The organism is Zhongshania aliphaticivorans (genome assembly GCF_001586255.1).
GTDB classification, from domain to species: Bacteria; Pseudomonadota; Gammaproteobacteria; order Pseudomonadales; family Spongiibacteraceae; genus Spongiibacter; species Spongiibacter aliphaticivorans.
This window is the reverse complement of the sequence record NZ_CP014544.1, coordinates 324,214-349,235: the sequence shown is the minus strand read 5'-3', so window position 1 is coordinate 349,235 and position 25,022 is coordinate 324,214. Positions and strand designations below refer to the sequence as shown.

The following is a 25,022-nucleotide window of genomic DNA, read 5'->3' as shown; positions in this document are numbered from 1 at the left end:
TTCTTGGGCCCTAAAAAGAACTCGTCATGCCAATCTATACCACAATATTTTTTATCGTCTCTCATATCTTTTTACATGCATCGGATATCTGCCCAACTGCGAAACTCGCAAAATAAGACAATACTTGGCTAAGAATTAAAATTCCCAGCCCCCCAGTTATCAGTGACAAGTATATAAGCCCTACGGAAAGGCCTATCAACATGACCATGAGCGGAAACACAAACAAACCACACGACGCCGATAAACTTGCTAAAGAAGCCAGTAAGGATATAAACGCCAGTATAGCGCCTATCGCACCAGCCCTTAACAGTATTGGTTTAGCCGCCTTCACAACTAGTAATCCAGCTTCAAAAACAGCTGCAATTACACCCCAAGTTGTAGCAACTGTACCAACAATATCAGCCCCATTACTCCCCCCAGCAATCTTATAAGCCCCCGCTCCTGTCTGCGGGTCAATCAGCAAATAACCACTGCCCACCCAACCAAAGTAATTAAGTTGCGCCTCGTGCGCTGTGGCAATCTGCCCCGCAAGCACAGAATTACGAATTTCACTCTCCACCTCGGCACTCAGGTTAATACTACTCAAGGCAAACTCAAGGTTTTCTTGTGTGATTGTCCAAATCTTTTGCCCTTCCGCTGCGGCAAGTGCTAAAGCTTTAACCGCCGAAATACCGTGCGCTGGACTTTCTGGTGTGCTGAACGTTTGTTCGGGAACTAAGTGTTCCATGGCACTTAAGCGCGCACCGCTGGCTTGAGTGAAGTTTACTCTGGTCGCCTTGCTGTTGTCTTTTGCCGCCCCATGAAAGGTGACCCGATCCACATCCATGCTCAGGCCGCTAAAAGAGGTATTTCTCGGAATACCAAACCAGTATTGGGGCTGAAGACTGGTTGAGAAAATGCCATAGCTCGGTAGCCGATAAGTCACCATATTAGTAGATTGAGCCTGAATCTCCTCTTGCACATCATTGAGTGCAAGATAACTCATGATGGTGCCATAGATCAGGTCACCGATCACATCGTGCTTGGTCAGAGTGGCGAGCTGGGTGTCATCACTGCTTTCCAGCTTTGCCTGGGTGGCTTCAAGACTGGTTTTTAGCTCTGCGGCCTGCGTGGGGCTAATACCCTGCAAATCCAAACCGATCGCGCGGTACTCCCCAGCAATAGGATGATTGTTAGATACACCCCAACCGTGTGAAGGGCTGTACAAGCCAAGGGTTTCATACAGTTCGGTGCCCATGGTCTGGTTGCCGCCGCTTTTGATAACTTCGCCATCCATGCTGAATTCGGCCACAAGGTGTATCAGGTAGCCGGGCAGCGTGTCGGGTATGGCGCTGGGGTCTATCTCGCCGGTTTCGGGATCAGGCTCTGGGATATAGCTTTCAATAATGGCCTGATCGTCATCTGTTGCCGGGCGAAAGCTCAGTGCCAGCTTTTTACCCGCCAGTTTCACCGTGGGTTCATTAATGCTGATAAAGGGCGAGCCTGGGTAGCCATAGCTTTGAGTTGCCAGTTCGTATTTGAATTTATGCCGGAGGCTACTGGGCACTTCCGAGAAGGATTGCTGGGTGACGATATGCTCGTAAGGCAGGCCTGCGGCCAGCGGCCGGGGCGGCAGGATGTTGACTTCCCTCAGGCCAAGCACGTCACCCACAGTGGCATCGGGGTTTTGGCTGTTGATGTAGTCTTCAAGCTGGCTCTGGAATTGCTGCAGGCTGTTCTCAATATCGGTCTGGGGAATATTCTGCACCCAGCCCTGTTCTTCATCGATGGTAGCGCTTTGCTCTATTTGGCTGGCCAGCGCCTCGGCGTCAAAGGGCACATTGTCTGCCAGCTTCATGCCTTCGCTGAGTTCGTATTGTTTAAAGGACGCATCCATGGGAATCCAGCGGTCGCCTTCGCGGTTTTTTACGCCCCGCGAGGGTTCGAAATCTACCCACGCCTCAACCCAGACATGCTCCAGGCGAATGCTTTTAACTGTGCCGCCGCTGATCAGAGCGGTATTCGGAATGCCACCCTGGCCCAACAGGCTTTGCGCTGCAGCGGGTACGGTAACACCACCCACCCAATTCATTACCTTATCGGCGGGCACTGCCACAGTACCGTAGGCGTAGCGAGCCGGGATACCGGCTGCCCGCAGCAGAGCAATCAACAAACTGGCGGTATCGACGGCATTGCCCTTGCCGGTTTCCAGTGTGTATTGGGCGCCCTGAATGGAGCCATAGCTGGGAATAAAGCGGATATTGTTGTGCACCCAAGTGTAGATCTCTACGGGGTTGTTATTCAGGCTTTCGGCCAGCGCTTTGATTTCGTCCGTTTGCACGGCATCGATGGTTTCTGCCAGATCCGCCTCAGAGGGCTGACCCAAGGGGTTCAGCATTTCTGCTGTGAGGGTAGAGGAAGCCAATTGGGTGTACTGCTCAAAGGGGTTGATGCCAAGGACAAGCTGGATTTCACCTTTGCTCATTTTGGGTTCGCGCACGTCCTCTGAAGGTGAGCCCCAGGGTAAATGCTTCGGATCGACCGCCGTATGGGTGCGCTTAAACTGTTCATCTTTCATGGCCTCCGCCAATTCAGTTAACAGCTGCCCCTGCTCTTCAGCTTCTTGCGATGAGGTAAGTCTGTTCAGTTTGCTGTCGATATTGGCAAACTTCTCTTTAACAAGCTTGACCGCATTCGCATGGCGCTCTTTAGCCAATGCCTTTGCAGGCTCGGGCAATACCGTTGATTGGGAGAATGCTGGGCCTTCCTGTTCAAGATTCACTACTGCCTCGGCGTAAGCTTCTCTGACCTGAGAGACCAACGCAGAGACTTCGGCCAAATCGTCATCGGTCAAGGGCGAGCCACCCATACCGAGTTTTTCCAACATACGCTCAAACCAGGACTGGGCTTGCTTCCGCTGACTACGCGATGCGGGTAGATCCTTCGCCAATTTCTGTTGCAGCTTCTGCAGGCGATGAGCCAGCTTTTTCTCTGGCGTATTTTCAAGCAACTGTTCAATCTGACGCGCCTTGGCATCGTCTTTATTCATTTCGTTGGCAAGCGCCGAGCCGGTGGGCGAGAAATAAAACACGAAGGTGAACATCAGCACTGTGAAAAGCGATGTTCCTCTGGCGATCATCCCGTGGCGAAAAACGTCCAATGTCAGCCCTATCATTTGTATTACCTCAATGATTCAAACGCCCTTGCGGCACTGGCAGCAAGGGCTGTCGGATTATTTCCTAGTCTTCGTTACTCAGTGAAATAGATGAGCTTTGCCGCTGCAGCTGGTAGAGCAGTTGGTCAACAATGAGCCGTAGCGATGTCGCTGGGTCGTTGTCTTTTTCTGCCAGCTCATCTGCCGCCAACAGCAGTGACTTAATGGCATTGTCGATTTTGCCCTTGGCAATACCTGACTCCGCAGCACGTATTTTCTTGTCTGCAAAACTGTAACTTTTATCTTTAGGGTATTGCTCCTGCAGCAGTTGCAGCAATTCATCAGCTTCAACAAAGGGTAATATGTCTTTAACCGGCCCCAGTTCCAGGCTGAAGTCACTGTCCTTCACCATTAGAGAGCGATTGATGCCCGCATTGATATCCACCAGCAATGGCACCGAGTCGGTTGGCTCTTCTGGGAGTTGGATATAGAATATTTTGCTGATTTCCGTCGGCGCAGAAAGGTCCTGCTGCCACAACCAACTGCCATCATCGAGTTGCTGAACCGCACTGGTGTCAACGATGCTGCCGCCAGCTGGCAAACTTAGCCTTACGTCAATCGCGGCGCGACGGCTCAAATTTTCAATGTGCAGTTCAAGCGGAGTGATTCGGCCTGCGGCAATCGGCCAGTTCTCCGGCTGGATCTTTGCTAGGGCCGCCAGCAACAACTGCTCGTGCAGAGCGCGGTTTTGAGTCGCCATATTCAACACATCATAGGCAAAATAGACATGATGCCCCAGCCCGTAGTTCGCAACGCTGACTGCAGCGGACGCCTCAGGATAAGCGCACTCATGGCTGGCGTTTTTACCACCCGAAAACACCGCCCAGATTTGCGCGCTGCAATGGGCCAACGCCAGGCCGTCTGTCACAGGCTCACTTACGCTAATTGGCTCATCCAGCACCCCGCTTAATAAATCTACCGATTGAACACCATTATTCTGCCCAGTCAGGGCAACAGCAAATGCACTTTCCATCTGGCTATTGCGACGATTCCAAGCGCCGGCAATCAAGACGCCCATTGCGCTGTTCTGGGCCTCAACCAGCAAGGCCTCAACTTGAGGATGAAGTGTTACTCCCTCCGAAAAAATGGCTGCGGCACTATATCCCCCACTATTAAATTCATTCTCGAAATTATCGGCAGTGGTGGCAATGGTGTAGCTCCAGCCATTTTCAGTGAGCAGCGCTTCTAAATACTCCCGCTGACTCACCGGCGAAATATCATCATGGGGCGCCGCGTAGTCATCTGCATCCAGCAATATCAATAACCGACCTCGGCTTGCCGCGTGCAACTGTATTTCCAGTTTGGGAGGAATAAACTGGAAGCCCGCTGCGGCAAGCTGGCGAAGTTCCTCATCAATTTCCGCCGACAAAATGCAGCCGTAGTCGCCATAAGCTGGAGGATCGGCAAGCATCAGACTATAAGGACGGGGCTGACCAGAAGGAAGTACAACACTCTCTTCGCGCAGTTGATAAAGCACTTCACCACTATCAAGGCTGATAACTTGATAGATCAAGTTGGCATTCACATCAGCCGAAACACTGCGATTGGTGGTAGCAAACTGGCAGTTCTTGGGTTCACCCGTGTCATAGTGCTCGACATCAACTGTGCCAGCCAGCGCGCTTAATGCCGCGCGCTCAATGGCAAAGACAGTCTCGCTCTCTGCCAATAGCCCCCCACCCTGGGATACCTGCCATACCGCACGATAACTGCCTTCCTCCCTGTCTTCCAGACGCAGCAGATATTGACGATCATCATTGCTTGCTGGCGCCAGGCTATTCACAGAATAGGTCTGAGATTGAAGCAACTCACCGCTGGGGCGATAAATACTCAGCACGCCGTCGCCACCGTCAAAATTGGCATTGCTGGTATTGTTAAGAACACGCAGATTGATCATGGCCTGATCCCAGGCTTGATAAACCGGCTTATCGGTATTCACCAAAGCGGAAATGTCGGAAAGATCCCCATTTTGGGTGGTGATGGAAAATGCCGTAGCGGCTTGCCGCAGCACTTTACCCTGTTCATCCAGAATACGCGCCAAAGCCAGGTAGCTACCTGCATACACGCTGGCAGCACTGAAATACAATTCCGGCAGATTCCGAAGTTCATCCGCCTGTAAGCCCGTGACATTGACGGTGCCTAAATCGGCGGCAAGATTTTGCTGCGTATCGGTAATAATGATGGACACCAGAGCATCGATGTCGATATCGGCAAGATTGGTAACAGCAGAACTCACATTAATCTGTTCATCCGGCCCGTATAAGCTCTTGTCAGTGGCTACCGATACACTGCTCAGGGTTGGCGCCACACTCACCAACTGCTCACCCAACTGCTGGTGCACGGGATTACCGTCAATATCGATATAGGACACTTCCAGCTTTTCGCTTACCAACCGCAACTCACCGGGTACCAGACTATAAAGCTTCAAGTCTGCTGACAGGTTTTCGACCTGATCCACACTAAATGTTGGAAATTCCCAAGTGACAAGTGTGCGATCACCTTCAACTGAGATAGAAGCGGGAAGATGCGAGAAGGACGATGTGTCGATATCAATGTCGATCGCAGAAATGGTGCTGACTACGCGCACATCTGAAATGGCAGGCTCGATAACCTCAATAGTGATGGATACCGGAGACGAGGCGCCGCCACGATTATCATTGGCTAGGAAGGTGACAATATGCTCGCCAATGTCGCTCTCTACTGGTGTCCAGTCGAGACTGGCCAGCCCTAACCGGCCACCCGAGATGCTTTGTTCAAAGCTCGCATTTCTAGGCAGGCCAACGTGATTGAGGTACACAATGTCATTGCTATCAGCGTCGCTGGCCTGTACAACAATGCTCAAGGGCTGCCCCACCACAGCGGTGATCACTGTGCCCGCTTCTGGCGTAGGTGGGTGATCGAATACCGGCGCAGTATTGGCGCCCTGATCCTGCAAGCGAATCAGAAAGTCAATTGCGGTGGTGCTTTTAACGCTATCGTCCTCAGCACGATCTTCAATAGTTACCTGAACAGAATATAGACCGTTTGAAAACGAGTTAGCACCCGTCCATGTAAAAACACCCTTATCTCGATCCACAGCCATTCCCGCGGGGATTGACGGAATAGCAGATTCAGACCGGGTCGACATACGCCAGGTAATCTTGTCCCGATCAGGATCGACTGCAGGAATCAGAAATCGGCAGTCGTACTTTGCACAGCTCACGATCGGTGGAAGATTGCTGACGGGAGAGGAGTTTCCATTAGCCAAATCAACGCGGGTATATACCCGCCAATAGGCATTGGCCGCATTTCTAATAGCGCCAATTTTGCAGCAGCTCGAAAACTGCGCCAACCAAGGGTTGCCATTATTACTTGGACCGGGGTAATCATGCCGAATCACCTCGTTCCCTGAAGAATCAATAGCACGACCAACAATCCAGTCCTCTTGCAGGTTTCTGGCAACGACCTTGTAATTCAGATTATCCGATCGTCCATCGCCGTAACTATAGCTTCCAGGCCGAAATGTCTGTCCGATTTGGGGGTGGCCAAATGCGCTGCTCCTAAAAGCGACCGTCATCGTAAAGTCTGCCGCCGAAGTCGACACATCTGGCCGAGACTGATAGGTAAAATGTCCAAACCGAAAATGGCTCGCCTCCGCGTAAGCGGCAGCAAATAATAAAACCAAAGCCCATACCAGGCGCAAACCGTGAACACGGCCAAATCCCTTCGCTAGATTATTCACCGTCAACTCCTTTGACCTGGATATTGCTTTTCACGCTAACCCCTTCCAGCGGAACCACTTCATTTGGATTCAAAGACTGTATAATTTCCAGACGTATAGAAGGCGGAACAAACACCGTCGCATTGCTCAGCACCTCTACATCCGCTCCGGAAACATTCAATATTTCCAGCACATAATTGCCACTGGCAATAAACTGGTGCAGCACGCGGCCCAACTCAATGCTGCTGGTTAAGCCGTCGGCTATCAAAGGAACTGTCGCATGGCCACTGAGCAAATTCTGGCCCTGAGGATCCTTAAAGACATAATCAAAATCCAGAACGGTTTCTGTATTCGATCGATTAAGAATATCTGCCGTCAGGACCATGTCCGCCTCGCCATTGAGCAATACATAACCCGGGCTAGCACCTGCTTTTAGCGAGGCGAGCTTTGTGGTTTCAATCACCTCAATAACGGCGCTTTTTTCTGACACCAGATTACTGGTGGCGGCGTCCACTGCTTGAACCGTGAGCACGTAATTGCCTGGCGGTGCATTTTCGGTGTTCCACCATTGCTCCAGTGCTATTTCGCGCTGCTCACTCGGGGCAAGTTCTTCAATGGCTTCTGCAAGATGCTGTTGGTAATGAGCCAATTCCTCCTCATCAAGGGCCGAGTCTAAAGGCGGCAAGTAACTCGCCGAGAATTTTGCCACTTCCACCCCCGTACTATTTGTTACTTTCACATAAAGACGGGCACCCACGGTCAGCGCCGTGTTATTTTCCAGGTTCGCCGTGATCAATACCGGCTGGTAAGCCCCGTAGCGTTCAGCATCACTCGCCAGACCAATCACTTCCACACCGCCGAGATCAGCTTTACGAATATTGATATTCAATGCCAAATCACTGTGCTCACTTAGTGAAATATCTTTGTTGGTGAACAGGTAGCCAGGTGCGTTAACTGCGATCGTAAATTCCAGTACAGAAATGCCCGATAACTGATAGAAACCACTATTGTCGGTAGTTGTACTTTGCAAACCAGCTTCAACCGTCGCACCCGCTACCGGTAAGCCTGTGCTCAAATCCAAGAGCTGCCCACTCACCGAAGACGATGGTAAAATTACTTGCTCTCGCATCGTAATCACCCCCACATTGACGTTTGTTCTTTCGGGAACGATCAGACTCGCGCCAAGAGTTTCATAGCCCTCCTGGGAAAAAACTAACTGAACCTCCCCAGCATCAAGTTCGCTAACAACAAATCGTCCATCGGCCCCAGTCCTTATCGACCCGGCGTCACCAGACAAGGTAATCAACACTTCAGCGAGACCCTGCTCATCTGCATCAACCACAACCCCCCGGATAGAAGAGCTGAGCGGCTGCTCTTCAGAGCTCGGCAATAACTCAGGCGAAAAACTAATCGATGTGCCCGCCGACAACTCAACGCTGGCACTAACTTGGTAGTAGGAGTCAGACACCACAACAAGTGTTGCTGCGCCCAATTCGGAAAGTAATTGGTAATGACCGTTTTCATCGCTTACAGCGCTGACCGAGCTGCCGTTCACAGTGACAGTCACTGTGGCCCCGGCAATCGGCTCGCCAGTAGCACTATCAATCAATGTGCCGGTGATGAGTGAGGCTGTGGGAGCAACCGATAAGCGAATTGTACCAACATCGGCAAACTGCCCCTTTTGCAAAACCAGATTCTGCGAAGCCCCCAAATAGCCAGGTGCTGAGTAAGAAACAATATAATTCCCTGCATCCAGATTCGAGACCGCAAAGGCGCCATCAGCTTCAATGGATACAAGCTCAGAATCAACGTCTCGCACATCAATCGCCGCATTGGGGAGTGGATTGCTTGTCAATGCATCCAGCAACCGCCCTCTTATCACCGCCTTCTCCGGATCGGCAGGAACATCGAGATTAGCCAACAAGTCCAGTGTCGACATTGCCAGGGCCGTAGAATAAACCTGCCCTTCCCAGCTGCCACTCCCTTGCTGGCGTCCAGAGAGCGCCGAAACCGACAACTCATACAAGGAAGTGTCTGTCGTGATTGGGATAAGCGCTTGCAATGCGAGCGCACTTTCCCAGTCGCTGTCCCACAGATTGCCGCTCCCCTTAACCGCATACAGGAAGCCGACGGAACGACTCAACAGAGAGGAAATATTAAATGTGTACAGATAGGGCTTGATGGCTTTAACGACCAGCGCAGAAACCATGACGGAGGATTGATCACCATAATACCCAAAACCACCACTCGCCAACTGAGCAGACGACAAATAACTCAGCGCCCTGCCAGCAACCGCAGCATCCTGCCCAATTCCCTGCAACGCGATCAATGCATAAGCTGTATCTAAGGGAGTACTGTCATATCCGATAAAATCACCGAAGCCGCCATCCAATCCCTGCCTACGGCCCAGTTCATGTGCAGCCTCCGCGACCGGCAGTGAAGTATCAGACAGCGCGCTCACTAAACGCGCCAATTGCTCTGTCGAAAGCGCCTCTGGGCTGTCTTGCAAAAACGCTATCGCAGCAGCGGTGTTGATCCCCTCACCACCCACTAAAGCCGACACAATTACCGCCTCAGACGTAGCCTGATAATCACCCGCCACATCGCCAGCGACTACAATAGCCCCATCCTCACGCTGCGAGGTTTCTAACCAGTGCAGCGCGCTGTTAATTTCTTCAGAGTTTGCTGAGGCTGAGTGCGTCACACCATCGTGAGCATTAGAAAAGGGTGATAAGAGGGATAAAAGTAGAAACCCCGCTGTAATCGCCCACGCGGAAGTACATATTTTTCGCACAGTCGTCATCCACCCCGTCCCTGTCTGTGGTTACTGTCTGGCTAGAAAGGCGACACACGATGATATGTGACGACTGAAGGCTTCCTTGCCAATCAATCACTAACTTTTAGTCGAGATGAAAACTAACCCATAGTTGTGGCAGAAAAAACCTCTTCCAAACCCCACGAGAAAAAATATAGCCATTTTTGCGATGCACATCACAAAGTGACGCTGACCGAATGCGACTCAGTATTGCGTGCAGATCAAGTCGCACGCTAACACCCTGATACTCCAAAAAAACCTAGTCTATTCACATTATCGTCATCTTTGTGAATTAGTGTAGGCTGTTGTTTTTTTGCCTTATTGAGGCTCGATATGCTTATGCGACCCGCTCTTACGATACTTGTCTTTACTAGCCTATTAATTAGCGCCTGTGGTGGCACTTCTAGTAGTCCACGCTCACAAACTAGTGTGCCAGTAGTGGCTCAGTGTGATAGCAGTGCAGGGTATAGCGAAGACAGCCCCCCACCTATTGAGCACGTATTTGTGTTCGTATTAGAAAATAAAAGCTTTGATGAGACTTATGGCCCCGGTTCTCCAGCGGTGTATCTACGGGAGAGTTTGGTACCAGCAGGGCAACTGCTGACCCATTTTTACGGCACATCTCACGCATCCACGGGCAATTACCTTTCAATGATCGGCGGTCAGGCTCCAAATGTGGCTTCTCATGCCGATTGTGCAGTTTTTGCCCAATGGACCGAGTACAACCCTCTGCAACCAGTACTGGAATACGGTCAAGCGAATGGCGTTGGCTGCGTATACCCTGCACGCTTTCCAACCTTGGTTGATGAGCTAGAGCTAAATAATACCTTTAACGGCAGCCAATACACTTGGCGCGGCTGGATGGAAGATATGGCACTTGAACAAAGCGGGCAGATTCGTGCCCAAGGTCGCCCCGCCGACAATAGCTGTACCGGCCCCGCCCTAAACAGCTTAGACGACACCAATGGTTCGGACACTATTGAGCAGTACGCAGCACGCCATAACCCGTTCTTGTTTTATCGCAGTATTATCGGCAATGCCGAAACTGCAAAAGACTACGCCCGCTGTGACCGCAACGTGGTTGATCTACACACTGGCTCAGCAATTCAAGGCGTTCTAGATCTACAAACCGCTTTACTGAAACGCAGCACGACCCCCAACTACAATCTTATTGTGCCGGACAACTGCCACAATGCTCACGACACTGGTGCCCAGTGCGCAGACTCCAGCGGTGGCCCCGGCGGCCTAGCTGAGGCAGATCAGTTTTTACAAACATGGGTGCCTCTGATCATGAAATCACCCGCCTATAGGGAAGCAGGCATGATCGTCATTTTATTTGATGAGTCAAATTTCGGGACCGGCGGCACTGAAGACTACGATGCTTGCTGCGGCATGGAATTGGATGGCGGCTTAAAGCACCGGGGCGCAGACACCGGCTTAAACGGCCTGCTTGGTCCCGGAGGCGGTCGCTTTGGTGCGGTGGTTTTATCGCCGTTTACCAAGGCAAACACAGAGAACAGCACCCCCTATAACCACTACAGTTTTCTGCGCACGCTAGAAAACCTCTTCGGCTTAGACAAGGTGCACATCGACCCCAATTTGCCGGACATCGAGCCTGCTATACAAGCTAAAACCCCTGGCTATATTGGCTACGCCGGCTTGCCCGCAGAGGAAGGTATGCACGCCTTTGGTAGCGATGTTTACAACTGCGAATAGACGTCTTGAACACTCAACGTAAGGCGCCTACTTACAAAGACTTTAAAAACCAAATTAATTTTTCGCGCTCTTCCTTAGAAAGCGAAGCCCATGCGTCTCTTGAGGCTTGGGCTTCGCCACCATGCCACATAATTGCCTCCTTAAAATCCCTCGCACGGCCGTCGTGAAGAAAGCCAACTTTATTGCCACCTACCGCCTTGGCTAAATGAATTCCCCAAAGCGGCGCAGTGCGCCATTCATTACCCTGTGCGCCAAATTCAATAACACCATCTGCTAGGCCCTCTCCCATATCGTGCAATAACATATCGGTATAGGGCCAGATTAACTGCTCACTTAAAACGGGGTGATTATCCAGCCTTGCAGTACGCCAGCTAGGCTGATGACAACCCGCACAACCCAACGTGTGGAATAAAGCTTTACCTGCTAAAACCTCTTTACGATCATGCCAACGCCGTGCTGGAACCGCCAAGTGGCTTGCATAAAACAACAACACCTCTTCTATTTCATCGCTTAGTTCCGGGCGTATTGAGGGTTGCGATGCCAAGCAATCTGTCTGCACCGATGTACATGGCTGGTAGGGATACAGCTGCGAACTGATACCGATATCTTGCTGAAAGGCTAACAGACTTTGTTGGCGTATGGACGGCTGCCCAGCTTTCCAGCCAAAGCGGCCAATGACCGTCGCACTAGTCTCTTGACTCCATACTCGATTAACCCTGCCAGAAATGCCGTCACCATCGCTATCGCCAACATCTTCGCCGGCCAAAATAGCACTTGCAGCAATACTCTCTAGCAAGCCAAGCCCGATCATTGCAGGGGCCACCCGCAAACTTAACCCATGACCATCGGCGAGGGGACCATAATGCAATTGCTCCAATACAACGAACGGCTTGCGCATCGAAATCGTCTCACCGTCTGCCAATGCCACCGAAGAATTTTGCCAATAAATAACAGGCACCGCCTCCGGCAACAAACCTGGTAATGCTCGCGTTTGAATTTGGTGGCCGTATACTGGATCCGGCTCCCCATTCACTAGGGCAATACGCAGCACCGACGATTCACTAAGGGACTCCGTAGGCGGATGACCACGGCCATCACGAATATGACAATCTTGGCATGCCGCGGCATTAAATAACGGCCCAAGACCCGTGCGACTGTTCTCAACTGATGATTCGGGTTGCCAGGGCGCAGTAAAAAAAGCATTCCCGAGTGCAAATTTATTTCGCTGACCAATAGATAAATTCACCGCAGCTTGAGAGTAAGATTCTCGCGACAAACTCACGTCGGGATTTATTTTTTGAAACGTGGTCGTGCCGCCAGACAACATTTCACCGTCTTCTACATGAGCAAAATCAGGCGCGCGCGAACACCCCGACGATAAAACCAGCAATATAAAAATGGCGGCGATGAATCGAGAAAATAAAATAATCATTGATCCAACGCAGAAAAACTCGCAGGGTCTTTTAACTCAAACCCCAACTTTAACGCCAACTTTCCCAGTAAATTTGCCTGCGTTTGCAATCCTCTAATTCCGCGCTGCAAGAGCACATGCCCCGCAGCATTACCTGGTGCAATAAGCTGATCAACATACTGCTCGCCATTATTCCCAGCCTCCCAAATCACTTTCATCGCGGCCTTTGTTTCACTGAATCCAGCATCGATCTCTCGAGCCAAAGCTGGGTAATATTCAGTCGCGAGCGCCGCTAGGGACTGGGCCTCTAGATCTATAGCGCTACGCCCTTTGTAACGACCATAATAGAAATTTTCAATGCCCAGTGCGTTATACCAGAGTGAATTATGCGTATCATCACTAAAGCAATCTTGCTCTTCTTCTGGGGAGTTTGTCATTAACGCCACGTGCATGCGTTCACCCGCCAGCTCTTCTGCCGACATTGCAGCCAAACCAAAGAGCACTCGATTCAGCCCTTCGTTAACAGGCGATTTCTGCAGGCGATCACCAGCATTACCGTCACCCGGCGCCCAATAGCCCCGCATTTCTTTCAGTTTACTAAGAATGTGTAAACTTTGTGCTTGCAGAAACTCACCACGCTTGCGGCAAGATTCAATACCCGACGCCAAACGGTCCCCATCACTACATAGAGATGGGTCTAGAGAAAAATCAGTCCAAGGCCGTTCGCCTGCGCCCTGCGAATTGCCATGGCGATCCTGCCCCCATAACATGAACTCAAGCGCGTGGTAGCCCGTGGCAATATTGCTTTCTATTCCACTGCTCAACTCCAACATTTGCAATTGCCTAATAACAATATAATTAATGGGTACTTGCCGCCCAGCGGCATAAATCACATTAGAACTAATTAAGTTAGCATGCGCCCATTCATTGCTCGCAGATACCCGATAATAGCGGTCAACATAGTCGATAAAGCCTTCATCCAATGGCCAACTATTAATTCCCTTCTCCCATTCATCGACAAACCAATTCCCAAAGCGAAGGGCTTCACTTTGGGAATAAGGCACTCGCGCCTCACGCCACGCGTTCCGCGCTTTTTCCAGTGACGCATCGGAAGGGTTTGTTTGCAGCTCAATAACCGCCATGTATAACTGCTTTGCAGCAACGTAGGCATCGTCATATATCGCATAGGCTTGCTGACGATATGCCGCCAACACCGCACGTTTTTCTTCTTCGCGGGGAGATGGTGCACACGCTGAATTCAGCAATACCGCTAATAAAGCCAATATATAAGCCCGCGCAGGCTTGCGTAAAAAAATGTGCATACTTCTCCCAAGCAAAATGCGCATCAACCAGATTACGCCAGCATATCAGAACTTTTTCTGTAGTGAGTACGTTAATGGCCAGCTATTATTTCGACTGCTTTCTGATAAATTTAAGCGGAGCCTTCGACTGATATTAGACCAGCATCAATAGCAAACTAATCAGCACGAATCTTATTGCTGTATAGATAAATGATCACCTAAGTAAGCTAAAGGAAGCATTTAAGGAATACGCGATTTCATCGGCTTCTTGTGGTTAAAGGCGACCGCTTATACAGCATTATTTCTAAACGAGATCTGCTTAAATCAATCAGAACAAAATTTCGTGTATTCCAATCGTCGATAGCGAGGAAGCGCCCGTTGGCATAATTTCATGGCGCGACATTATGCGGGAGCTCGGGAAAGCCCTTCATACTAAGCATTAACAGCAACCCTTATCCTGCGGCCATTTCTGACCACAGGACTCGGCTTGCCAAATCAGTCGACGATTAAATTCCCGTTTGAGAGTAAGTCATTAATAATGTCTTGATCCGTCAAGGAACCGCCAGCAGTGAGATCAACACCTTTCAGGGTAATATGCTGCTGAGATGTTCCGGTATCACCACTAATGTCGATATTAACAATGGTTCCACCGGCCCCGTCACTTTGGAAGCTTAGGTAGTCGCTAAGCTCACCACTCTCTTCACCCTGGAGTAAATCGGCTAAGTGCAATACATCGCCGCCTGCGCCGGTCTCAAAATCGAGAACCACATCTTCCGCTGGCGCAGTACTTGTACCCTTATCCGCATTAGTCCAAACAAAGATATCTCGGCCATCGCCGCCCATCAGATTGTCATCACCCTGGCCTCCGGAGAGAACATCCTCACCTTTTCCGCCCAGCAAACTGTCATCGCCCGAGCCGCCAAAGAGACTATCGTCGCCCGCATCGCCGCGCAGGGTATCAGCGCCGGCACCGCCATATATTTTGTCGCTGCCTGCGCCACCTTGAGCCACGTCGTCACCAGCGCCACCATCAATGAAGTCATCACCTAAGCCGCCATCAAGATGGTCGCCACCAGCGCCGCCGAGCAACGTGTCATTACCTGCGCCGCCAGCGAGGCTGTCGCGGCCGTCACCGCCAAGCAAGGTGTCGTCGCCAGCGCCACCGCTGATCACATCTGAACCTGCGCCACCGTCTAGAACGTCGTTCCCATCGCCACCGCTAATCGCATCATTAGTCGCACCACCAACAATACTATCGCTACCAGCGGTACCGGTAATTTCGTTTTCGATAGTGTGGATGTTGAGCTGGGCCGTATCCGATTGGCCGTCTGAATCGGTCAGCGTGTAAGCAATAACTTCTGGCTCACCGGCACTCGCGCTACCTTGAGGCTGGTAGGAAACATTATACAAACCGGTATCGTAACCTGATCCGGTGTAGGCCACATCAATAGCGGTAACCGAAGAGAACTGGGATAAGTCCAGTGTTTCTCGTTCACTATTATTTTGAGCGGAGTACGTTATGGTACTTTGCGTAACGACGCCATCACCGTCAGTGTCATGTGACACTACTACGGTGACCTGATCGTTATATTGCCGCTGAAAATCGTCTAATGTCAGTACAAGATTGCGCACTCCATTTGGCAGTTTGGCAGCATCAAATGCCAAGGCGATTTCCTCACCCTGACTCAATAGCTGGCCATTGCCCCCCTGTACACCAACACCATCACCGCTAAACTGCAGCTGGCTACCGCCGGATACAATGCTTATATCAAAATCAGCATTATTGACATTACTTTGCGACGTGGTATTCACCGAGAATTCCTGTTGCGCAAAGGTGTCTGGGGTAAATTTGTAATAACCAGATTCGTTAAATACCAGCTCCGAATTGTCATTACTGTCGACCACAATCACCTGCGCGATTTCGTTGCCGAAATTATCGGTAGTTACGCTGAAGCTCCAGCTTAATGTTCCCGATGAGCCGCCAGCCGGGATACTGCCGCTATCAAAGTCAAGATTAAAGCTTTGACCACGGAAGCTCACTTCAGTAATGGTCGCATCGTCAACAACTGTATCGATACCACCACCCTGCGCAGCAAATGGTGTAAAGCTATTACCAAGGGCTGGACCGCCATCGGTGCCAAGCGCATTAATGACGTTGCCTTCGGCAACTTCTCCAGCAGCAATTGAATGCAAGTCATCGTTTGCCGTAGGGGCATTATCCAGTACATCAATCGTTGCCGTAGACGTTGCCGTATCACCATCGCCATCAACAACGGTGTAGTCAAAGACCAGCTGCTCACCAGCGTTGCCGTTGGGCGAGCTTAAGGTGTATGAGCCGTCGGAGAAATCAAAGGTAAATACCCCCAGATCAAAGCCAGCTACATCGTTGCCAATGGTCAATAGAGTTCCTTCGAACTCAGCGCCGGTCAAACTAGGCGAAACCGTGACAGCAGTGCCGTCATAACTGAAGGTGTAGTTGGTACCGTCGATATCCATATTAATGCTTTCGACGTAACCGCCGTCGGCACCAAATTCAACATTTCTAACACTGCCGTTGGCCGTGATGTTACCACCAAAGGCTGTAGGTACCGTGTTGAGTAGTTCTGCCTCTAGCTGCGTAATATCTGCAACAATTATCGCGCTGTCGGCATGACCACCGCCCTGCTGCAATGAATCGATATTGTGAATAAAGTCGAGGTCTGCACTACCATTTGCCAAGCCAGGTCCAATGCCAATGGCAAATGAATTAATGCCATTGTCGTTAACAAAGTCTTTAAACCCGCCGCCAATGGGCGAGGTGCTCGATACACCGTCAGACACAAAATAAGAAATATTCTGCACGCCATCGGCAGGGTCTTGCGTGGCCAAGTCTGCAGCTAGGTCTGCTTCAATTTCATCCAGCGCACTAACATAATTTGTGCCGCCAACCGCTGTCAGGGCATTTAGGGCACTTTGGAAGTCTTCGAAATTATCGTAGGTTCCTACCACGCTGGCTGTTGTCGAGAATGACACCAAGGTGACCGATACCTGTGAGGACTGCTCAAAAAATTCCGATGTCAGTGAGCCGACCGCCTGTTTAGCAACATCGAGACGTGTAGGTTCGCCAGCTGGTGGCGCATTATTATTCGTTAAGGACCAGCCCATACTGCCTGAGGTATCTAAGGTCATGACCAAATTAAAAACTTGCTCATTCGATTCGGGCACCGATTCAGCGATCGGGTTCGCCACGGGCGCGTCGTCAATGACCGCAACTGTTAGGCTGTTAGAAAAGGCAGTACCGCTTTCAGTAAAGGTGTAATTAAACACTTCATCAACATCGTTGCCGCTGCCATCTGCCCGGTCCAGCTCGTAGCTGTAATCACCAGCGCTGAAGCCCGGTGTGCTGTTGTCAGCGTAGACTGTGAGCGTACCTATCGCAGTAGTCACGGTAATGATGCCGCCTACAGGCGACTGCCCGTTTATGCTGTCGATACTGCTAGCGTTAGTGGCTGCTGCATCGTTATCTAACAGATTGCCAGTAACGATCGTTGTACCGTCGCCAGTACCGTCACTTAATGCACTTTCACTCACCGTGCCGCTGTCTGCTGCAGTAGAGCCAACCTGTATGGTAGTTACTGCGGATGTCGTGAGCTCGCCGTCAAATACGTCATAAGTAAATGTCGCTTGGCCATCAGCAGGCCCCGCATCAAACTGCAAACTGGATAATTGTGCCGCAGTAAGTATGTCGCCAATCGCAACTGGTGTGCCATCGGCTAGGGTGACCGTACCTAATGCACCGGGCAAGCCAGTAACGGTGATTTCTAGCAAACTGTCGTCGGTATCTGGATCTGTTGGCGCCTGTATATTCAGTTCATTGTCTTCTGAGCCGTCAACAAAGAAGACTGCATCGTCAAATACATCAGGCCCGTCATTAACAGGCGTTACCGCAATATTGCCGCTATCAGAACCATAAAGATTATTGAAATCTTCATCGTAAGCTTCAACAGTCACTGTGCGCGGCGATGAGCTTGGATTATCTGAACTGTTTCGATATTCAAGCGTACTAAGCACCGTCAAGTAATCGCTAATATCGTCACCGCCACTCAGTGTCAGCTGCCACACTCCACCCACCACAGCGGTAGTCGCAACAACACCGGTACCGGCAGTCAAGAACGTAAGTACATCCTGACTCGGCAAATAGCCGTCTACCTTCACTACCACCGACGAGAGATTATTGTTGTCAGCATCGGTAATTGAAATACCCGACAACAGCTTGGCCGCATCGCCATTTTCGGTATAGCTAATATCTGGCACGCCACTCACTATTGGCGGATTATTCGCTGCCGAACTCACGTTAACCGTGACTGTTGCGGTATCTGTTTCACCGTCGGCATCGGTCAATGTGTAAGTGAAGGTATCAGTGCCAGTGAAGCCCGCGTTTGGAGTATAGGTAAATGTGCCGTCGCCATTATCAACAACAACACCGCTGCCGCCCTGACTAAAACTCGTAATTTCTGCACCATCAACCAAGGTGTCATTGGCCAACAGATTATCAATCAGCAAGTCTGTATTTTCGGCGGTTAAGTAAGCGTCGTCTTCTGCAACTGGCGCGCCGTTATTCGCCCCGATCGTACCAATGCCCTGAATACCATTCACTGTGGTATGCGCAGAAGTTTCGAAATTGACCGCCTGATTAAAGTTGCTTATATCAACCGATAAAGTTTCGTCTCCTTCAAACTGATTCGCGTCGCTATTAACCGTTACGGTAATGGTTGCCGTGGTGTCACCCGCAGCAATCGTAGCCTGGGTTACACCAATAGACTGGTAATCTGCGCCGCCAGTTGCACTGATATCAACAGTGCTAAAATCAAAGGTCAAATCTGAAGCCAAGGCCTCATCGATAGAAACAGTAAAGGTTAACGTTGTTGTGCCCGTGGCCGGTTCCTGAACCAGTACATCGTTAATCGAGACAGTCGGAATCGTGGTTACAGCAATAGTCGTTATAGCAACATTACTACTGCTAACGCCATCGCTGACCATGACCTCTATCACCCTAGTGGTGTCAGAGCCATTACCTGCATTTTCAAACTGAATTGCCTTAATAGCCGCTTGGTAATCAGCTAGGCTTGCGCTACCCGTTAGGGTCAGTTCACCTGTTGCTGCATTGTAAGCCGAAGCAGTAATACCAGACGGCAGTGTGCCAACATTCAACAAATCGCCGGCTTCGGCATTTGTTAAAATAATTGTCGCAGACTGCAGGTTACTGCTATCCACGTCTGTAATTGTAATATCACTGTCTGCAATCGAGACCCCGCTGCCACCTTCTACATAATTAGTAACGTAACCCGTACCGGTTACATCACCATCGAGGTCAATACTAGGTGGAACCATGTGAGTCGAGGTCGTCGTCGCCGTGAACGGGTTACCCGCGTCATCACTGCCCGCAACCGTCGCATCAAAGCTCGTGTCCGCCGCCAAGTCCGCGCCAGCAACATCAATACTAAACGTATTGCCTGCCAGCACTTTTCCGCTGTAATCCGTGCCATTGATCGTAAACGTCACATCGTCGCCGACCGCGGCATCGCCACCAACACTACCCGTCACGGGGATCGTGGTGCCCGCTTCCGCAGCATCAACTACATCGTCAGCGGTGATGTCGTTGACGGTGATGGTTGCCGCTGCAGACGTATCAACCGTGTGGGTTGAAGTCGTTGTAGCCGTAAACGGATTGCCCGCTGCATCAGTGCCCGTCACGGTGGCATCGAAGCTGGTATCAGCCGCTAAGTCTGCGCCGTCAACGGCAATGCTGTAGGTGTTGCCAGCCAAGACGGTGCCGCTGTATGGCGTGCCGTTGATGGTGAAGCTCACGGTATCGCCAGGGGCGGCATCGCCGCCAACCGAACCGGTGACGTTGATGCTTCCGCCAGCTTCAGCCGCGTTCACGATGTCATCTGGCGTGATGTCATTAACGGTGATTGTTGCACTCGCCGTCGTATCAACGGTATGGGTTGAAGTCGTGGTTGCGGTAAATGGATTACCCGCGGCATCGGTACCCGTTACTGTCGCGTCGAAGCTGGTGTCGGCGGCCAAGTCAGCGCCATCAACCGCAATGCTGTAGGTGTTGCCCGTCAAGACAGTGCCGCTGTAAGGCGTGCCGTTGATGGTGAAGCTAACAGTGTCACCCACTGTTGCATCACCACCGACGGTTCCTGTTACATCAATCGTGCTTCCGGCTTCTGCTGCGTTCACAATGTCATCAGGCGTGATGGCATTAACCGTGATTGTTGCCGCAGCAGACGTATCAACGGTGTGGGTTGACGTAGTCGTTGCGGTGAACGGATTACCTGCCGCGTCAGTGCCAGTCACAGTCGCATCGAAGCTGGTGTCGGCGGCCAAGTCTGCGCCATCAACGGCAATGCTGTAGGTGTTGCCAGCCAATGCAGTACCGCTGTATGGCGTGCCGTTAATGGTGAAGCTGATTGCGTCACCAACGGTTGCATCGCCACCAACCGAACCGGTGACGTTGATGCTTGTTCCGGCTTCGGCCGCGTTAACGATGTCATCTGGGGTGATGTCGTTCACCGTGATTGTTGCACTCGCCGTCGTATCAACGGTATGGGTTGAAGTCGTGGTTGCAGTGAAGGCATTACCCGCTGCGTCTGTACCCGTTACTGTCGCATCGAAGCTGGTGTCGGCGGCCAAGTCGGCGCCGTCAACGGCAATGCTGTAGGTGTTGCCGGCCAGCACGGTGCCACTGTATGGCGTGCCGTTAATGGTGAAGCTAACCGTATCGCCAGGCGCGGCGTCGCCACCGACTGTTCCTGTTACATCAATCGTGCTTCCAGCTTCCGCTGCGTTCACGATGTCGTCAGCGGTGATGTCGTTAACGGTGAATGTTGCCACAGCAGTGGTATCAACGGTGTGGGTTGACGTAGTCGTTGCGGTAAATGGATTACCCGCGGCATCAGTGCCCGTTACTGTCGCGTCGAAGCTGGTGTCTGCCGCTAAGTCTGCGCCATCAACCGCAATGCTGTAGGTGTTGCCCGCCAGTACGGTGCCACTGTATGGCGTACCGTTAATCGTGAAGCTAACCGTATCACCCGGGGCGGCATCGCCACCAACCGAACCAGTGACGTTAATGCTTGTTCCAGCTTCCGCTGCATTCACGATGTCATCAGGGGTGATGTCGTTGACGGTGATCGTTGCGCTCGCTGCCGTATCAACGGTATGCGTTGAGGTCGTCGTTGCGGTAAATGGATTACCTGCCGCGTCAGTGCCGGTTACGGTGGCATCGAAGCTGGTGTCGGCGGCCAAATCGGCGCCGTCAACGGCAATGCTGTAAGTGTTGCCCGCCAGCACAGTACCGCTGTAGGGCGTACCGTTGATGGTGAAGCTAACAGTGTCACCAGGCGCGGCGTCGCCGCCAACAGTACCTGTTACATCAATCGTGCTTCCAGCTTCTGCCGCGTTCACGATGTCGTCAGGCGTGATGTCGTTAACAGTAATCGTTGCACTCGCTGCCGTATCAACGGTGTGGGTTGACGTAGTCGTTGCGGTAAATGGATTACCTGCCGCGTCTGTACCCGTTACGGTCGCATCGAAGCTGGTATCGGCAGCCAAATCGGCGCCGTCAACGGCAATGCTATAGGTGTTACCAGCCAAGACAGTACCGCTGTAAGGCGTGCCGTTAATGGTAAAGCTAACAGTGTCGCCCACTGTTGCGTCGCCACCGACAGTGCCAGTGACGTTTATGCTTCCACCAGCCTCAGCCGCGTTAACGATGTCATCTGGGGTGATGTCGTTGACCGTGATTGTTGCTGTCGCGCTGGTATCAACCGTGTGGGTTGAAGTCGTGGTAGCGGTGAAGGCATTACCCGCGGTATCGGTACCGGTCACAGTCGCATCGAAGCTGGTGTCGGCGGCCAAGTCGGCGCCATCAACCGCAATGCTGTAGGTGTTGCCAGCCAGCACAGTACCGCTGTATGGCGTGCCGTTGATGGTGAAGCTCACGGTATCGCCAGGCGCGGCGTCGCCACCGACTGTTCCTGTTACATCAATCGTACTTCCGGCTTCGGCCGCATTCACGATGTCGTCAGGCGTGATGTCATTAACGGTGATTGTCGCCGTAGCAGACGTATCGACGGTATGCGTTGAAGTAGTCGTAGCAGTGAAGGCATTACCCGCGGCATCAGTGCCCGTCACAGTCGCATCGAAGCTGGTATCGGCAGCCAAGTCGGCGCCATCAACCGCAATGCTGTAGGTGTTGCCTGCCAGCACGGTGCCGCTGTATGGCGTGCCGTTGATGGTGAAGCTAACGGTGTCGCCAGGGGCCGCATCGCCGCCGACGGTGCCGGTGACGTTGATGCTTGTTCCGGCTTCGGCCGAGTTAACGATGTCATCAGGCGTAATGTCGTTAACGGTGATTGTTGCGCTCGCTGCAGTATCAACGGTGTGGGTTGAAGTCGTGGTAGCAGTGAACGGATTACCCGCTGCATCAGTACCGGTCACGGTGGCATCGAAGCTGGTGTCGGCGGCCAAATCGGCGCCATCAACGGCAATGCTGTAAGTGTTGCCCGCCAAGACAGTACCGCTGTAAGGCGTGCCGTTAATGGTGAAGCTCACCGTATCGCCAGGCGCGGCGTCGCCGCCAACCGAACCAGTAACGTTAATGCTTGTTCCGGCTTCGGCGGCATTCACGATGTCATCTGGCGTGATCGCGTCTACGCTGATGGTTGCTGCTGCGCTCGTATCTACCGAGTGCGTTGACGTTGTTGTAGCAGTAAAGGAATTACCCGCGGCGTCGCTGCCCGCAACGGTGGCGTCGAAGCTAGTTTGCGACGCCAAATCAGCGCCCGCGACAGGAATGCTAAAGGTGTTGCCAGCCAACACAGGACCGCTGTAGGGCATGCCGTTAATGGTGAAGCTCACAGTATCGCCTGGGGCGGCATCGCCACCAACAGTACCGGTGACGTTGATGCTTGTTCCGGCTTCGGCCGCGTTAACGATATCGTCAGCGGTGATGTCGTTCACCGTGATTGTTGCGGTCGCTGCAGTATCAACGGTGTGCGTTGAAGTCGTCGTTGCGGTGAACGGATTACCCGCGGCATCGGTACCCGTCACAGTCGCATCGAAGCTGGTATCGGCAGCCAAGTCGGCGCCATCAACGGCAATGCTGTAGGTGTTGCCCGCCAAGACAGTGCCGCTGTAAGGCGTGCCATTGATGGTGAAGCTAACTGTGTCGCCAGGCGCGGCGTCGCCACCGACTGTTCCTGTTACATCAATCGTACTTCCAGCTTCGGCTGCGTTAACGATGTCATCTGGGGTGATGTCATTAACGGTGATTGTTGCACTCGCTGCCGTATCAACGGTATGCGTTGAGGTCGTACTTGCGGTGAACGGATTACCCGCAGCGTCAGTGCCAGTCACTGTTGCATCGAAGCTGGTTTGTGCTGCTAGATCGCTGCCCGCAACCGCAATGCTGTAAGTGTTGCCCGCCAGTACGGTGCCGCTGTAGGGCGTGCCGTTAATGGTGAAGCTAACCGTATCGCCAGGGGCGGCGTCGCCGCCGACGGTACCGGTCACATCAATCGTGCTTCCGGCTTCGGCTGCGTTCACGATGTCGTCAGGCGTGATGTCGTTAACTGTGATTGTTGCCGCAGCAGATGTATCAACGGTGTGCGTTGAGGTAGTCGTAGCCGTGAAGGCATTACCCGCATCGTCTGCGCCAGTCACTGTTGCATCGAAGCTGGTTTGTGCTGCTAGATCGCTGCCCGCAACCGCAATGCTGTAAGTGTTGCCCGCAAGCACGGTGCCGCTGTATGGCGTGCCGTTGATGGTGAAGCTAACAGTGTCACCAGGCGCGGCGTCGCCACCCACTGTACCGGTGACGTTGATGCTTGTTCCGGCTTCGGCTGCGTTCACGATGTCATCAGGCGTGATGTCGTTAACGGTAATTGTTGCGGTCGCTGCAGTATCAACGGTGTGCGTTGAAGTCGTCGTAGCCGTGAACGGATTACCCGCCGCGTCAGTACCGGTCACGGTCGCATCGAAGCTGGTATCGGCGGCCAAGTCGGCGCCATCAACCGCAATGCTGTAGGTGTTGCCAGCCAAGACAGTACCGCTGTAAGGCGTACCGTTGACGGTGAAGCTCACGGTATCGCCTGGGGCCGCATCGCCGCCAACCGAACCGGTGACATTTATTGTTGTTCCAGCTTCAGCCGCGTTCACGATGTCATCAGGGGTGATGTCGTTAACGGTGATTGTTGCCGCAGCAGACGTATCAACCGTGTGGGTTGAAGTCGTCGTTGCAGTGAACGGATTACCCGCGGCATCGGTACCGGCCACGGTCGCATCGAAGCTGGTTTGTGCTGCTAGATCGCTGCCCGCAACCGCAATGCTGTAAGTGTTGCCCGCCAGCACAGTACCGCTGTAGGGCGTACCGTTGATGGTGAAGCTAACAGTGTCACCAGGCGCGGCGTCGCCGCCAACAGTACCTGTTACATCAATCGTGCTTCCAGCTTCTGCCGCGTTAACAATGTCATCTGGGGTGATGTCGTTGACCGTGATTGTTGCGCTCGCTGCCGTATCGACGGTGTGCGTTGAAGTCGTCGTAGCCGTAAACGGATTACCCGCGGCATCAGTGCCAGTCACTGTCGCATCGAAGCTGGTTTGTGCTGCTAGATCGCTGCCCGCAACCGCAATGCTGTAGGTGTTGCCAGCCAGCACAGTACCGCTGTATGGCGTGCCGTTGATGGTGAAGCTCACGGTATCGCCAGGCGCGGCGTCGCCACCGACTGTTCCTGTTACATCAATCGTACTTCCAGCTTCTGCTGCGTTAACGATGTCGTCGGGCGTGATGTCGTTGACCGTGATCGTTGCTGCTGCAGACGTATCGACGGTATGCGTTGACG

8 protein-coding genes (1 of these 8 running past the window's edge) are annotated in these 25,022 nt (G+C 52.2%); 2 read left to right on the top strand and 6 right to left on the bottom strand.

The annotated features are described in order from the left end of the window. Positions 1-61 precede the first annotated feature (61 nt). The 3 genes from AZF00_RS01435 to AZF00_RS01425 form a co-directional block, all read right to left on the bottom strand. A complete protein-coding gene (locus tag AZF00_RS01435) occupies positions 62-3,154 on the bottom strand; it encodes a transglutaminase-like domain-containing protein (protein WP_197465703.1) in 3,093 nt (1,030 codons plus the stop codon). Positions 3,155-3,218: 64 nt separating this feature from the next. Continuing rightward, positions 3,219-6,911, bottom strand: a complete 3,693-nt coding sequence (locus tag AZF00_RS01430; RefSeq protein WP_008251104.1) for a putative Ig domain-containing protein — start codon at positions 6,909-6,911, stop codon at positions 3,219-3,221. After that, positions 6,904-9,693 (bottom strand): carboxypeptidase regulatory-like domain-containing protein, encoded by a 2,790-nt coding sequence (locus AZF00_RS01425; protein WP_062382712.1) that lies wholly within the window; start codon positions 9,691-9,693, stop codon positions 6,904-6,906. The genes AZF00_RS01430 and AZF00_RS01425 overlap by 8 nt, the downstream gene beginning before the upstream one ends. Positions 9,694-10,143: 450 nt before the next feature. On the opposite strand from AZF00_RS01425, the gene AZF00_RS01420 reads away from it, so the two are divergent. Next, on the top strand, positions 10,144-11,421 hold the full coding sequence (locus AZF00_RS01420; RefSeq protein WP_197465702.1) for an alkaline phosphatase family protein: 1,278 nt from the start codon (positions 10,144-10,146) through the stop codon (positions 11,419-11,421). Between the two features lie 31 nt (positions 11,422-11,452). On the opposite strand, the gene AZF00_RS01415 is transcribed toward AZF00_RS01420, so the two are convergent. Together AZF00_RS01415 and AZF00_RS01410 are read right to left on the bottom strand one after the other, a co-directional pair. Then, a complete protein-coding gene (locus tag AZF00_RS01415) occupies positions 11,453-12,853 on the bottom strand; it encodes a di-heme oxidoreductase family protein (RefSeq protein ID WP_062382705.1) in 1,401 nt (466 codons plus the stop codon). Then, positions 12,850-14,154, bottom strand: a complete 1,305-nt coding sequence (locus tag AZF00_RS01410; RefSeq protein WP_197465701.1) for an imelysin family protein — start codon at positions 14,152-14,154, stop codon at positions 12,850-12,852. The genes AZF00_RS01415 and AZF00_RS01410 overlap by 4 nt, the downstream gene beginning before the upstream one ends. 302 nt (positions 14,155-14,456) lie before the next feature. Between AZF00_RS01410 and AZF00_RS19755 the strand changes: the two genes are divergently transcribed. Further along, a complete protein-coding gene (locus AZF00_RS19755; RefSeq protein WP_082793705.1) occupies positions 14,457-14,576 on the top strand; it encodes a CBS domain-containing protein in 120 nt (39 codons plus the stop codon). Between the two features lie 52 nt (positions 14,577-14,628). On the opposite strand, the gene AZF00_RS19265 is transcribed toward AZF00_RS19755, so the two are convergent. Continuing rightward, a protein-coding gene (locus AZF00_RS19265; protein WP_062382700.1) for an Ig-like domain-containing protein crosses the window boundary here: on the bottom strand, positions 14,629-25,022 show its end. Its footprint extends 18,859 nt past the window's final position; the window shows 10,394 of its 29,253 coding nt (coding positions 18,860-29,253); the start codon falls outside the window, past its right edge; it ends in the stop codon at positions 14,629-14,631.